At 72.8% G+C, this 13,065-nt stretch carries 13 protein-coding genes; 2 read left to right on the top strand and 11 right to left on the bottom strand.

From position 1 onward, the window contains the following. Window positions 1–695: 695 nt before the first annotated feature. The 3 genes from WDW90_RS30445 to WDW90_RS30435 form a co-directional block, all read right to left on the bottom strand. Window positions 696–1,649, bottom strand: a complete 954-nt coding sequence (locus tag WDW90_RS30445) for a GGDEF domain-containing protein (RefSeq protein ID WP_336491248.1) — start codon at window positions 1,647–1,649, stop codon at window positions 696–698. A 91-nt stretch (window positions 1,650–1,740) separates the two neighbouring features. After that, on the bottom strand, window positions 1,741–2,328 hold the full coding sequence (locus WDW90_RS30440; RefSeq protein WP_336491247.1) for a winged helix-turn-helix domain-containing protein: 588 nt from the start codon (window positions 2,326–2,328) through the stop codon (window positions 1,741–1,743). Between the two features lie 152 nt (window positions 2,329–2,480). After that, the gene (locus WDW90_RS30435) at window positions 2,481–3,608 is read right to left on the bottom strand and encodes a replication protein RepA (protein WP_336491249.1); all 1,128 of its coding nucleotides are present in this window, start codon (window positions 3,606–3,608) and stop codon (window positions 2,481–2,483) included. A gap of 663 nt (window positions 3,609–4,271) precedes the next feature. On the opposite strand from WDW90_RS30435, the gene mazG reads away from it, so the two are divergent. Next, a complete protein-coding gene (gene mazG, locus WDW90_RS30430) occupies window positions 4,272–5,114 on the top strand; it encodes a nucleoside triphosphate pyrophosphohydrolase (protein WP_336491245.1) in 843 nt (280 codons plus the stop codon). Window positions 5,115–5,134: 20 nt separating this feature from the next. Here the strand turns inward: mazG and WDW90_RS30425 are convergent, their stop codons facing one another. Genes WDW90_RS30425 through pabB form a run of 5 tightly spaced genes read right to left on the bottom strand, consistent with a single transcriptional unit; the run spans window position 5,135 to window position 8,906 of the window. After that, window positions 5,135–5,623: a hypothetical protein gene (locus tag WDW90_RS30425; protein ID WP_336491244.1), complete on the bottom strand. Its 489-nt coding sequence runs from the start codon at window positions 5,621–5,623 to the stop codon at window positions 5,135–5,137. 29 nt (window positions 5,624–5,652) lie between these two features. Continuing rightward, a complete protein-coding gene (locus tag WDW90_RS30420; protein ID WP_336491243.1) occupies window positions 5,653–6,063 on the bottom strand; it encodes a DoxX family protein in 411 nt (136 codons plus the stop codon). Beyond that, window positions 6,060–6,911, bottom strand: a complete 852-nt coding sequence (locus WDW90_RS30415) for an aminotransferase class IV (protein ID WP_336491242.1) — start codon at window positions 6,909–6,911, stop codon at window positions 6,060–6,062. The genes WDW90_RS30420 and WDW90_RS30415 overlap by 4 nt, the downstream gene beginning before the upstream one ends. Continuing rightward, window positions 6,898–7,527, bottom strand: a complete 630-nt coding sequence (locus WDW90_RS30410) for an anthranilate synthase component II (RefSeq protein ID WP_336491241.1) — start codon at window positions 7,525–7,527, stop codon at window positions 6,898–6,900. Before WDW90_RS30410 ends, WDW90_RS30415 begins: the two co-directional genes overlap by 14 nt. After that, the gene (pabB, locus tag WDW90_RS30405; RefSeq protein ID WP_336491239.1) at window positions 7,524–8,906 is read right to left on the bottom strand and encodes an aminodeoxychorismate synthase component I; all 1,383 of its coding nucleotides are present in this window, start codon (window positions 8,904–8,906) and stop codon (window positions 7,524–7,526) included. The genes WDW90_RS30410 and pabB overlap by 4 nt, the downstream gene beginning before the upstream one ends. Window positions 8,907–9,303: 397 nt before the next feature. Between pabB and rimO the strand changes: the two genes are divergently transcribed. Then, on the top strand, window positions 9,304–10,638 hold the full coding sequence (gene rimO, locus WDW90_RS30400; protein ID WP_336491238.1) for a 30S ribosomal protein S12 methylthiotransferase RimO: 1,335 nt from the start codon (window positions 9,304–9,306) through the stop codon (window positions 10,636–10,638). 112 nt (window positions 10,639–10,750) lie between these two features. On the opposite strand, the gene WDW90_RS30395 is transcribed toward rimO, so the two are convergent. From WDW90_RS30395 to WDW90_RS30385, 3 genes are all read right to left on the bottom strand, one after another. Continuing rightward, window positions 10,751–10,957: a hypothetical protein gene (locus tag WDW90_RS30395; protein ID WP_336491237.1), complete on the bottom strand. Its 207-nt coding sequence runs from the start codon at window positions 10,955–10,957 to the stop codon at window positions 10,751–10,753. 120 nt (window positions 10,958–11,077) lie between these two features. After that, the gene (locus WDW90_RS30390; protein WP_336491236.1) at window positions 11,078–11,728 is read right to left on the bottom strand and encodes a nicotinamidase; all 651 of its coding nucleotides are present in this window, start codon (window positions 11,726–11,728) and stop codon (window positions 11,078–11,080) included. A 71-nt stretch (window positions 11,729–11,799) separates the two neighbouring features. Further along, window positions 11,800–12,774: a quinone oxidoreductase family protein gene (locus tag WDW90_RS30385; RefSeq protein WP_336491235.1), complete on the bottom strand. Its 975-nt coding sequence runs from the start codon at window positions 12,772–12,774 to the stop codon at window positions 11,800–11,802. Window positions 12,775–13,065: the final 291 nt, after the last annotated feature.

The raw sequence follows: 13,065 nt of genomic DNA, 5'->3' as shown, positions 1-13,065 counted from the left end.
CAACCCGCTACGACAAGCTGCTCCTCAACTTCATAGGATTCGTCACCCTCGCAGCCATCAGCATCTGGCTCAGATAGTTAAATCCTCACCACAGCCTAGGCCGATTCGGCCGCGCGGGCCGTCACCGCGGGGCCACAGGCTGGCCGATGGTCGCCGTCACCGAACCGTCACGCGGGCCTGCGGCGCCCTCCCCCTTTCGACCCGGCGCCTACGCCCTTTGCCCGTCTGGCCATCGGGCGGGGTCCGGGCCTTCAATGCGTCCGGGGCTCCGAGGCGTCGCCGGCTTCCGGAGCCCGGGTCCGACGGCACGGGAGAGGGAGCTTCGCTCACCCGCGCCGCCGGACCGCCCAAGGCCCATCCCGAGACGCATCCCAAGACTCATTCCCGCAAGCCCCGACAGCCCGCCCGGCCCCGCGATCGTCCCCGGGCCGGTCCCGATCGGGCGCGCCTCGCCCGTGCGGGAGCGGCGGCGGACTGCCCGCGCCGTTGCCGGAGACCGCCTCATACCGTCGCCGGGCGATCCCTTCGGTGCGGCGCTGACGGTGCCAGCCTCGACCTCATCCGGAGGCGCCGCGCCAGCGGCCCCTGCGCTCCCTGGAACCTCCTTCGAGGCCTCCGCTGCGCTGCGGCACCTCGGGACGAGGTCGAGGGCTAAGACCCCGCACCGGCGCCGAAGGGATCGAGCGGAGGCCGTCTCAGCCCGTCAGCCCGGCGCGGAGGTCCGGCTCGGGCTCGCCGAAGATCCGCACCGCGTTCCGGCCGGCGGCCTTGGCGGCGTAGAGGGCGGCGTCGGCCTCGGCAAACAGCGCCGAGGGCGTCGCGGCGCGCCGGCGAGCCGGCCCGCCGGCCAGCGCCGCGCCGATCGAGGCGCCGGTCTCCAGGCGGGTGCCGTCCCAGAAGACGGGGCGGCCGAGCGCGCGGACGGCGCGCGCGAGGCGCGCGGCGAGCCCCGCCCGGCCGAGCGGGGCCCCGACGAGCACCGCGAACTCGTCCCCGCCGATCCGGGCGACGAGGGCGGCCTCCGGGAAGGCCTGCCGGAGCCGCGATCCGGCCTCGCGCAGGCAGGCATCGCCCGCGGCGTGGCCGTGGCGGTCGTTGATCCGCTTGAAATGGTCGAGGTCGATCAGCACCAGGGCGCAGGGCCCGGCCCCGGCGAGCTCGCGGCAGCGCGCATCGAACAGGCCGCGATTGGCGAGGCCCGTCAGCGGATCGGTGTCGGCGCGCTCCCGCAGCCGGGCGAGGGCCTCCCGCTCGGCCGTCACGTCCTGCTTGGCCCCGAACAGGCGCACCGGCCGGCCCGCCTCGCAGGCCACCTCCGCCGAGATCCGGATCCAGCGCTCCTCCCCGCGGAAGGTCCGGATCCGGCTGTCGAGCACGAAGCCGCGGCCGCTCCGGATCGCCTCGGCCCGCACGGTCTCCATCTCGATCCGCGAGGCGCCGAGATAGCGGTCCGCGATCGCCGAGCGCTTGAGGGCGTCGCCGGGCGCGAGGCCGAACAGGTCGTAGACGCCCTCCGTCCAGGTCAGCCGCTCGTCCGCGAGGTCGCACTCCCAGGCCCCCATCCGGACGAGCCGGGCGGCCTGGTCGAGCAGCCTTGCCTGGAGACCGGGGGACCTGGCCTCGGCGATCGTGTCCGGAGCGTGCCTCATGGCGCGGGGGAGCCTGCCTTCTCGGTCGCGTGGGGCGACGCCCGAGACTAGCCTGCCCGCCTTAAGCGGCGGTTGCCGCGGCAACCGGCTCTCAGCCCTCGGCCAGCGCGTAGACGGCGTCCCCCATCCGGCGGACCGGGCCGCCGGGGCCGGAGCGCTTCCACAGGCGGGTGTTGAGGGCCGCCACCGGGTCCTGCCCCGGCAGGGTGAAGCCCTGGCGGGCGAGCCGCGCCAGGATCTCGCCGGCGTGGAGCGGGCGCCCCGCCTCCTCCAGCACCCCGAGCGCCGCCTCGATCACGGCCCGGCCGTAGCGCCGCGCCGCCACCGGATCCTCCTCGAAGGGGACGGGCGGCACCGGCAGGCCGGCGGCCGGGGCGGGCCGCGGCGAGGGCGACGAATGCGGCGGGGGATGCGGCGGGTCTTGGAGCGGCGCGTCTTGGACCGGGAGGCCGGCCTCCGCCCGCGGCCCTGGGCGGGCTCCGCCGATGGCCCCAGGCCAGCCCGGGGGCGAAGGGGTGGGGGCCGAAGGGACGGCCGCCGGTTCCGGCGCGCGCTCCGCCCGCAGGCGGCGGCCGAGCTCGAGATAGAGCACGTGGTCGGCGATCGAGCGGTCGAGCGCGTCGCGCTGGCGGCGCAGCTCGGCCAGCCGCGCCTCGATCTCGGCTTCCGACGGGACCATCCGGGCGCCTCCTGTATTCCCTTCGACTCAGGGAATGACCGGTCTAGCGGTCCGCCCCGCCCTTGGGAAGACCCGGTCTTCCGTTCGCCTTGGGAATACAGGGATAATGATGAAATCCCGTGGACTCGTCGCGACGCAATTTCATGGTTTGTTCAACGGGGGGAAGCCAGGGAACGGGCCGGCTTTCCCTGCTCCTTTCCCTGTATCTTGCCCTGTGCCTTGCCCTGGCGCGGCGGCACCAGCAGCGCGCCGGGATCGGCGGGCAGCAGCAGCATGCCGTTGTCGTCGAGGCTGAGCGGCAGCTTCGGGAAGACCTCGACGAGGTGGGCCACATCCGCCTTGAAGGCCTGCCGGAAGCTGCGGATGCTGCCGTTCTCGGCCCCGAACTGCCCGTGGAGGTTGTCCCAGGTGAGCCGCAGCGGGCGGTGCAGGGCCCGCAGCCGGTAGCCGACCCAGAACAGCAGGTCGAGCTTGCGCGCCGAGCCCGAGAAGGCCCGCGCCGCCCGGATGTCGACGGGCAGCGCGTGCCGGATCAGGTTGTCGTAGAAATCCTGGTGGAACTGCACGGTCTTCGACCAGGCCACGCCCTCGGCGCCGTTGCCGCGCCAGAGGTCGAGGCTGCGGAAGGGGGGCACGTTGAGGGTGCTGGCGCGCGATTCCCCGTCCCAGAGGCCGATCTGCAGGGTGCAGGCGGCGAGCCGGTTGAGCTGCTCCTTGAACTGCCGGATGGTGCCGCGCTCGCCCCCCGTCACCGCGAAGCCCATCTCGCGCATGAAGCCCGAGAGGCTGTCGGCGACCGCGACGGTGGGGCTCCTCTGGCGCACGGCCTCGGTGCAGAGGTGCAGCAGCACCAGGCGCGCCTTCGGGCCGTAGGGCAGCCCCTGCGGCTCCATCTCGCCCGTGAGCGGGCTCTTGAGGCGCCCGGCCAGGATGCTCAGCGTGTTGCGGCCGTACTCGCGGAAGAACTCCCGGGTCTCGCCCGGGTCCCGGTAGGGCAGGCCGCACAGGGCGAGCACCGAGTGGATGTGCTGCAGGTTCTCGGGCGCCGTCGGCTCGTTCTCGATGACCTCCCGGACGGCGTCGCGGCGGCGCTGGTCGCGGCCCATGGCGGCGCGCCGGTCGGCCGCGGCGCCGCTCGCCGCCCGCTCGGCGTCGCGCTCGCGCTGGCGATGCAGGATGTGCTCGACGATGGCGCCGAACAGGAAGCCGCCGCGCGCCGCCTCGACCTCCGCCAGGAGGTCGGCGTCGCGGATGCCGGCCAGTCTGTCCTCGATCCCCATCGCCTCGCCCGCGCGCTCCCGCAACCGCCGGTGGTCCGTACCGAGGCGCGATTGCGCGCGCCGGCCCCCTCCATCGCACGATTCGCCCCCCGCGAGTCTCGCGGGGCCCGCGGCTTATCCCGGCAATCCACGCTTCTCCCCGGATGCGGGGGCGGGGCCCGCCGCGCAGAGTCCGATACGCCCGGACCGGCCCACGCAGAGTCGCATACGCGGGCAATCTCCGGACTTGTCCCCGCTGTGCACCGCCAGGCCCGCGGAATCGCGCCGAATCCGATGCGCGGCGACGCCGAATCCGATGCGCCCAGCCCGGATCGGCACGCAGATCTCGATACGCTCTCACGCAGAGTTGCATGCGCGGCGACGCAGAGTCGGATGCGCGGATCACACCCATCTCTCTGCCGGTGCAGCGATTTTGCCCCTCCCCTATAACTTGCAGAACTGACTCTCTGAGAATCCCTTCTGATAGCTTTCCTAAGCGCGCGCCGAGGCGTTCGCCATTCAGAACACCTCGGTCGATCGAGATTTGTCCAATGGGAAAGAAGGGAATAAACCGCGCTTCTCCCCAGCCCCTCTTCTCGAAAAGCCCCGATGCCTTCCTGCTCGGAAGGCGCTATGCCCACCAGGATTCCCGCTGCCGCGACCCGTTCGAAGAGATCCCAGGGCATGGCCGAGACGCAGACCGAAGCGCCGATCGAGACCCTCCTGCGCCTGATGCGAGATCTCCGCGATCCCGTCGACGGCTGCGCCTGGGACGTCGCGCAGACCTTTGCCAGCATCGTCCCCTACACGCTGGAGGAGGCCTATGAGGTCGCCGATGCCATCGAGCGCAGCGACATGACGGATCTCAAGGAGGAGCTCGGCGACCTGCTGCTCCAGGTCGTGTTCCATGCCAGGATGGCGGAAGAGGCCGGTGCCTTCACGTTCGACGACGTGGCGCGGGCGATCGCTGCCAAGCTGATCCGCCGGCACCCGCACGTGTTCGACGCGAGCGGACGGCCGCTCGCCGACGCGGTCCGGCCGCGCGACCCGGCGGAGATCGAGGCGCTCTGGGAATCGATCAAGGCCGGCGAGCGGCGGGCCCGCGCCGCGGATCGCCGGGAAGGGGGAGACCCGCTCGGGGGAATCGCCCATGCCCTGCCCGCCTTAACCCGAGCCGAGAAGATTTCCCGGACGGCGGCGGCCTACGGCTTCGACTGGCCGAACGCCCGCGAGGTCGTCGCCAAAGTCCGCGAGGAGACCGACGAAGTGGCGGAGGCTCTCCGAGTGGGCGAACCGGTGGCTCTGGCCGAGGAGATCGGCGACCTCCTGTTCTCGGTCGCCAATCTCGCCCGCCATGCCGGGGTCGACCCGGAAGCCGCGCTCAGGCACGGCAACCGCAAATTCGAGCGCCGCTTCGCCACCATGGCGGCTCGGCTCGAGGCCGAGGGCCTCGATCTGGCTCAGACCGAGCTCGACGCGATGGAGGCGGCCTGGCTCGCGGTGAAGCGTGCCGAGCGGACGGCGTAGGACGGCAGCCGACCGGGCCATCAGGCCCGAAGGGTGCCGACAGGCTTCGCTTCAGGGGCCGACATGGCGTCCGATTTCGGCAAACGGCGCGGCTTCGGCGCGAAGCGGGTCTTGGGCCGAAGACGGTTGAGCACGAGCTCGATCGCCCGCTCGACATCCGCCTGCTCGGGCGGATTGTCCGCGGGGCGTTTCCTCTCGTCCGATCGGCCGGTATCGCGACGCTTCGGCATGTCTTCGACTGTATCAGACTTCGCGCTACGCCGCGATGACATTGCCGCGAAACGCTGAAGTTGTACCCGCCCGTCACGATTGCAGGATGATATCGGATCGTGGTGCGTAGCGACGATTCCCGGACCCTCGAGCTCGACTTCGCCGACCGGCGTCATGCAGGGATCAGAGCCGGGAATAACTCGCGAAAGTTGTAAGCTTGATTGCAAATCCTGGCCCGCTTCGCGGCTCGTCCCGCGCCGTTCGGGGCTGATCCGTGCATCTTCGCCGAGCCGCGCCATCGGGGACGCGGCCACCTGAAAATCGGCGCTCAGGCCTCCCCACGCCTTCGGATCGGCCAGTCCATCCACCCGGACGCGTAGAGCGCCACCCAGACGAGCACCGGCTGAAAGGCGAGGCGGGGGCCGTGATACCACCAGGAATCCGGCAGGCCCGCCACGTGGATGCCCTCGAGCGCCTGCTTGACGTTGGCCGGGACGACGCAGATCGCGTAGAGCGCGAGCCCGAGACCCGCCGCGCGCCGAAGCCGCGGCAGCATCAGGGCGAGAGCGCCCGCGATCTCGCAGAATCCGGTGGCCAGGATGACGAGGCGCGGCTCGGGGACCCAGCCCGGCATGATCGGCATGAGCGTGCCGGGCGACCAGACATGGACCGAGCCGACGAGCCCGTAGAGCAGGATCAGGGCGCGGCGCAGCCAGATTCGGGGGCCCTGCCCCGTCACGCGACCGCGCCGGCCGGAACGCCGCAATCCGCCGCGATCCGCTCGCGGAGCGCCGTCGCGAGCTGCAAGACGGCCGGGTGGCGGGCGCTGTCGAAGCTCGTTGCGCCGATGGCCGCGACGGGGGCGAGGAGCCGCAGGGAGTTCGTCAGGAGCACGGCGTCGGCCCGCAGCCACTCGGCGAGCGGCAGGGACCGCTCCTGGCCCGCCAACCCGCAGGCGGGAGCGAGGCGCAGGACCTCGGCGCGCACGATCCCGGGCAGCACGCCGTCGGCGAGTGGCGGCGTCACGAGGTCCCGCCCGAGGATCGCGAACAGGTTGCCGGTGCCGGCGCAGGCCACGGCGCCGCGCGTGTTGCGGAACAGGGCCTCGTCGAACCCCTCCGCGGCGGCCGCGCGGGCAGCCAGGACCGCGTCGAGGTAGCCGAGCGTCTTCAGGCGCGAGGCCGGGGAAGTCTCGTTGCGGCGGATCTCCGCCGGCAGGAGCCGCAAGGGAGCGCCCGCAAGGCCGGCCGGTGACGGCGCCGCCCCGGCGAACACGACGGGGCGCGGGTCGGAGGGCGGCCTGAGGCCGCGCGGGCCCGGGCCGCGGGTGACCGTGGTGCGGATCGCGGCCCGCGCGAAGCGCTCCGCGAGCGCCTGCATGGCCTCCTCGATCCGCTCCGGTGCGACCGCGAAGCCGAGGCTCGCGGCGGCCGCGACGAGGCGGTCCCGGTGGGCGGCCGCGAAGGCGACGCGCCCGTTCAGGGCGAGGGCGGTGTCGAAGACGCCGTCGCCGAGAAGCAGGCCGCGGTCGCCGAGGTCGAAGGGGACCGGGCCGCCCTCGACGAGCTGCCCGTCAAGCCACAGCATCGCGGGCAGCCTCTCGCGAGATCCGCCCCTGCCCCGCGCGCCAGCGCCGGGCGAGGCCGAGGAAATTGTCGAACAGGGCGTGCCCGTTCTCGGTCAGCACCGATTCCGGGTGGAACTGGATGCCGTAGGTCGGATGCTCCCGGTGGGACAGGGCCATCACCTCGCCCTCGGCCGAGACCGCGTCGACCGAGAGCCGGCGCTCCATCCCTGGCTGGGGCGCGACGATGAGGGAGTGGTAGCGCCCGACCTGCATCGGGGCCGGCAGGCCGGCAAAGAGCGCCCTGCCCGCGTGCGTCACCGGCGTCGCCTGCCCGTGGAGCGGGCGCAGAGCCCGCTCGACCCGGCCGCCGAAGGCCGCGCCGATGGCCTGGTGCCCGAGGCAGACCCCGAGGATCGGCACCTCGCCCGACAATTCCCGGATCGCCGGCAGGGAGATCCCGGCTTCCGCCGGGGTGCAGGGGCCGGGCGAGATCACCACCGCCTCCGGCGCCAGCGCCCGGATGCCGGCGACGTCGAGAGCGTCGTTGCGCACGACGCGGACCGTCTGGCCGAGCTCCTCGAGGTAGCGGACCACGTTGAAGACGAAGGAATCGTAATTGTCGATGACGAGGATCATGGCGCGCCCTCGAAGGCCTCGAAGACGCGGGCGGCCTTGGTCAGGGTCTCCTCGTATTCCGAGGCCGGATCGGACAGGAGCGTCACGCCGCCGCCCGCCTGCAGCACGGCCTCGCGCCCGTTCATGAACACGGTCCGGATCGCGATCGCGGTGTCGAGAGACCCGTCGAAGCCGATCCGGCCGATCGCGCCGCAATAGAGCTCGCGCGCGTCGCCCTCGATCTCGGTGATGATGTCCATGGCCCTGAGCTTCGGCGCTCCGGTGATCGAGCCGCCCGGGAAGGTCGCGGCGATCAGGTCGAGGGCGTCCATGCCCTCCCGCAGCGTCCCGGTGACCACCGAGACGAGATGGTGGACCGAGGCGTAGGATTCCAGGCCGCAGAGCACCGGCACGGTGACGCTGTGCGGCTCGCAGATGCGCGAGAGGTCGTTGCGCAGGAGATCCACGATCATGATGTTCTCGGCCCGCTCCTTCGGGGTCGCCTGGAGCGCAGCCGCCAGCGCCCGGTCGGCCTCCGGGTCGGCCACGCGCCGCACCGTGCCCTTGATCGGACGCGTCTCGACCTGGCGGCCGTCGAGCTTCAGGAAGCGCTCGGGCGAGCTCGAGGCGACCGTGAGGCCCTCGAAGGCCAGATAGGCGCCGAAGGTCGCGGGGTTCGTCTCCCGCAGGCGGTGGTAGAGCGCGAAGGGGTCGAAGCCCGGCGGCAGCGCGGCCGAGAAGCGCTGGGCGATGTTCGCCTGGTAGATGTCGCCGGCCCGGATGTAGTCGCGCACCTTTTCCACGGCCGCTTCATAGGCTTGCCGGTCGAAGTTCGAGCGCCAGGCAAGCGGTGCCGCATGCTGCCGAGCCGGGCCCGGCTCGGCCGGGGATGCGAGGAGGCGCGCGAAGGCGGAAAGCCGCGCCTCGGCCCGCGCCTGGCGGGCCGCGGGCTCGGTCTCCGGGAAGCCGGTGGCGACGAGGCGGCAGGTGCCGGATTCGTGGTCGATCGCCAGGACCGTGTCGTAGAGGTTGACGGCGATGTCGTCGGTCAGGCCGGCGCGCCGGGGCGGGACGGCGACGCGCTCGAGCGACTGGCCGAGATCGTAGGCGAGGTAGCCGATCGCGCCGCCGGGGAAGGGGGCATCGGGGTCGGGAGCGAGCCGGTAGGGCGCCAGGCAGGCGCGCAGGGCCTCGATCGGGCCGCCCGGCAGCGGCCTCCCGTCGAGGCTCGCCCCGCCGTCGCGGTAGCGGAAGCGCGCGAAGGGGTCGGCCGCCACCGTCGAGCCGCGCCCGAGCGTGTCGTGATGCATCGCGCTGTCGAGGAAGGCGAGGCCGGGCAGGCGCGCCAGCCGCTCGGCCGCCGCGATGGCATCGATGAACGGGATCTCACGGGTCCACATGATCGTCCGGGTCTATCGCGGCTCGCCTTCGCGGGGAACGGCGCTTCCGGCCGGCCCTGCTGCCCGCCCCTCCCCGCGCCTACGCCTCGCACAGGCGATGCCGCGGGGAAAGCCGGCATCGCGCCGCTCGCCGCGGGAGCGGCCTGCCGGCGGCGCATCGCTCGCGGGTCCCGCCCTCATGTGGTGCTGCGGAGGCCGGCGCCAAAGCCCTGGGGCGGCACGGCAAAGCTTGCGGCCGGCCCTGCGTCCGGATCGGGGCCCGCCTGCCTGCCCGAGGCTCGCCTCGGCGCCGCAATCCCGCTATAGGACGCGCCGAATCCCGAAAGATCCTCGCGATCGTCACGGCCGGGCCGGTATGCGCCCGATCCCTGCGGCGATCCGCGCCGCGCGAGCCGCCATGACCGCATCCCCCTCCCCGAAGGCCAGCGCCCCGCGCATCTCCTTCGTGTCACTCGGCTGCCCGAAGGCGCTCGTGGATTCCGAGCGCATCCTCACGCATCTGCGGGCGGAGGGCTACGAGCTGTCGCGCCGCCACGACGGGGCGGACGTCGTCATCGTCAACACCTGCGGCTTCCTCGACTCGGCCAAGGCCGAGTCGCTCGACGCGATCGGGCAGGCCATGGCCGAGAACGGCCGGGTCATCGTGACCGGCTGCATGGGCGCGCAGCCCGACGAGATCCGCGACCGGTACCCGAACCTCCTCGCCGTGACCGGGCCGCAGGCCTATGAGTCGGTGGTGGCAGCCGTCCACGAGGCGGTGCCGCCGGCCCACGACCCCTTCCTCGACCTGGTCCCGCCGCAGGGCGTGAAGCTGACGCCGCGGCACTACGCCTATCTGAAGATCTCGGAGGGCTGCAACAACCGCTGCACGTTCTGCATCATCCCCTCGCTGCGCGGGGACCTCGTCAGCCGCCCGGCCGGCGACGTGCTGCGGGAGGCCGAGAAGCTCGTGAAGGCGGGCGTGAAGGAGCTCCTCGTGGTCTCGCAGGACACGAGCGCCTACGGCGTCGACACGCGCTACGCCGAGAGCCCCTGGCGCGACCGCACGGTGCGCGCCCGCTTCTCCGACCTCGCCCGGGAGCTCGGCGATCTCGGCGCCTGGGTGCGGCTCCACTACGTCTACCCCTACCCCCATGTGGACGAGGTCATCCCCCTGATGGCCGAGGGCAGGGTCCTGCCCTACCTCGACATGCCGCTCCAGCACGCGAGCCCGTCCGTGCTGAAGCGCATGCGCCGGCCCGGCAACCAAGAGAAGCAGTTGGAGCGCATCCGCCGCTGGCGCGAGGCCTGCCCGGACCTCGCCATCCGCTCGACCTTCATCGTGGGCTTCCCCGGCGAGACCGAGGCCGAGTTCGAGGAGCTTCTGGCCTGGATCCGGGAGGCAAGGCTCGAGCGGGTCGGCTGCTTCGAATACGAGCCCGTGCGGGGGGCGGCCGCCAACGACGTGGCCGAGCTGATCCCGCCCGAGGTGAAGGCCGAGCGCAAGCGCCGCTTCATGGAGACGCAGCAGGCCGTGTCGCTGCGCCTGCAGAAGGCCAGGATCGGCAAGCGCCTGCCCGTCATCATCGACGAGGCGGGCCCGACCGTCGCGCGGGGACGCACGAAGTACGACGCCCCGGAGATCGACGGGACGGTGCACGTCGCCTTCCGCCGCCCGGTGCGGCCGGGCGACATCGTCACGGTGAGGATCGAGGGCGCCGACGCCTACGACCTGCACGGCACGGTGGCGTAGGGGCCGCCGCTCGCCTTCTCCCGCCCGACGCTCGTCCTGGGGGCTGCCGCTCGCGGGCAGCCGAGGAAGCGGGCGGGATGCGCGCATCATCCCGTCACCGGCAGATCGGCTTCTACCGGTTCTTGCGCGGCCGGTGGTTCGGATCGATCCCGCCCTCCGGCGTGGTCTCGTTCTCGACGTCGCCCTCGAAGGTCGAGTCGGCCTCGAGGTCCTCCGGGTCCCCGCCCGATATCGTCATGCCCTTCGAGCTGCCGATGCCCGGGTTGCCCTTCAGGTCGGCATCGGTCGGGCGGTCCGTCTTGGCGTGTTTCGTCGACATGCGGGCTCCTTGTCGGGGTCGCTCGGTCCGGGTTGCTCTCCCCGACCAACGCGGGCCGGGCGCGCCCGATCCGGAGGCTGCGTCGGTCCGCCTCTCCCGGGATCCGGGTATCCCGCGATCCTAGGATCCGGTGATCCCGGCGCTCGCGATGATCCCGGCGCTCGCGACCCGGCGCACGCCGGCGGCCTCCATCCGGGCCCAGGCCCGATCGAGCGAGCCCTCCCGGTCGATGCCCCGCACCGCGTCCTCCACCACGTAGGCCTCGAAGCCCGCCTCCCGCGCGTCGAGCGCGCTCCAGAGCACGCAGAAATCCGTGGCGAGGCCGCACAGGAAGAGCCGCCTCAGGCCCCGCTCCCGCAGGTAGCCGGCAAGCCCCGTGCGGGTCGCGCGGTCGGCCTCCAGGAAGGCCGAGTAGCTGTCGACGCCGGGCGCGTGGCCCTTGCGGATCAGGAGCTCGGCCCGGGTGGCCTCGAGGCCGGGGGCGAGCGCGGCGCCTGCCGTGCCCTGCACGCAATGCTCCGGCCAGAGCACCTGCGGGCCGTAGGCGAGGTCGACCGTCTCGAAGGGCGCCCGGCCCGGATGGCTCCCCGCGAAGGAGGCGTGGCCCGGCGTGTGCCAGTCCTGGGTGACGACGACGTGGGGGAAGCGGGCGATCAGCCGGTTGATCGGCGCGACCACGGCGTCGCCCCCCGGCACGGGAAGCCGCCCGCCGGGCAGGAAATCGACCTGCACGTCGATGACGAGGAGCACGTCGTCGGGCGCGAGGTGCAAGCCGGCCTCCCGGGCTCGGCGGATCCGGGGATCCCGCGATCCCCGGATCATCCCATCCTGTGATCCCGGTGTCAGGGGACCATCACGGTCGAGCCCGTGGTCTGGCGCCCGGCGAGGTCGCGGTGCACCTGCTGCGCCTCCGCGAGCCGGTACCGGGCATGGACCGGGATCTTCACGGCCCCGCTCCGGACCGCGCCGAACAGATTCTCGGCCATGGCGTCGAGCACCGGGCGCTGGCTCGAGAAGGTGAAGAGGGTCGGGCGGATCGCGTAGAGAGAGCCCTTCTGGGCGAGGATGCCGATGTCGAAGGCGTCGATCGAGCCCGAGGACGAGCCGAAGCTCACGAAGGTGCCGAGCGGCGACAGGCAGTCGAGGGAGCCCGGGAAGGTCGCCTTGCCGACGCCGTCGTAGACGACCGGCACGCCCCGGCCGTCGGTGATCTCGCGCACCCGCTTGGCGAAGTCCTCGTCGCGGTAGAGGATGACGTGGTCGCAGCCGTGGGCCCGGGCGAGCTCCGCCTTCTCCTGACTGCCCACCGTGCCGATCACCGTGGCGCCGAGGTGCCTGGCCCACTGGCAGGCGATCAGGCCGACGCCGCCGGCGGCCGCGTGGAACAGGATCGTGTCGCCGGGCTTCACCCGGTAGACCCGGTGCAGCAGGTACTCGGCGGTGAGGCCCTTGAGCATCATGGCCGCCGCGGTGGCGTCGTCGACGCCCTCCGGCACGTGCACGGCGGCGCTCGCGGCGATGACCGGCTCCTCCGCGTAGGTGCCCTCGGCCGAGCCGTAGGCGACGCGGTCGCCGATCCGGAAGCCGGTCACGCCCTCGCCCACCGCCGTCACCTCGCCGGCCCCCTCCTTGCCGGGCGTGAAGGGCAGCTGCGCGGCCTTGTAGGCGCCGGAGCGGAAGTAGATGTCGATGAAGTTGACGCCGATCGCCCGCTGCCGCACCCGGATCTGGCCGGGCCCGGGCTCGGCCAGCGGCACGTCCTCGTATGTCATGACCTCGGGGCCGCCGTATTCCTGGATCCGGATCGCCTTCGGCATCGTGAACTCCTCGACATGACGTCTGGGCAAGGCCCCGCCCGGTGGGCAAGGCCCCGCCCGGTGGGCAAGGCCCCGCCCGGTGAGCAAGGCCCCGCCCGGACGAGATAAGGGCCGGCCGCGCCCGAGCAATGCCGGCGCGCCGCCGGCTCCGCTTTGCCCCGTCCCCGGCCGGCCGCGCAAGGGGCGCCCGCGCGCGCGGGAACGGCCCCGCGCGCCTTCGGCGCCGGGGACATGGCCGGAGCGTGTCGCGCCAGGGTGACGCGGGACGCCGCGGAAACCACGCGAACGCGT

The sequence above is a fragment of the Methylobacterium nigriterrae genome, assembly GCF_037106235.1.
GTDB classification, from domain to species: Bacteria; Pseudomonadota; Alphaproteobacteria; order Rhizobiales; family Beijerinckiaceae; genus Methylobacterium; species Methylobacterium nigriterrae.
This window is presented reverse-complemented; position numbering and strand designations above follow the sequence as displayed.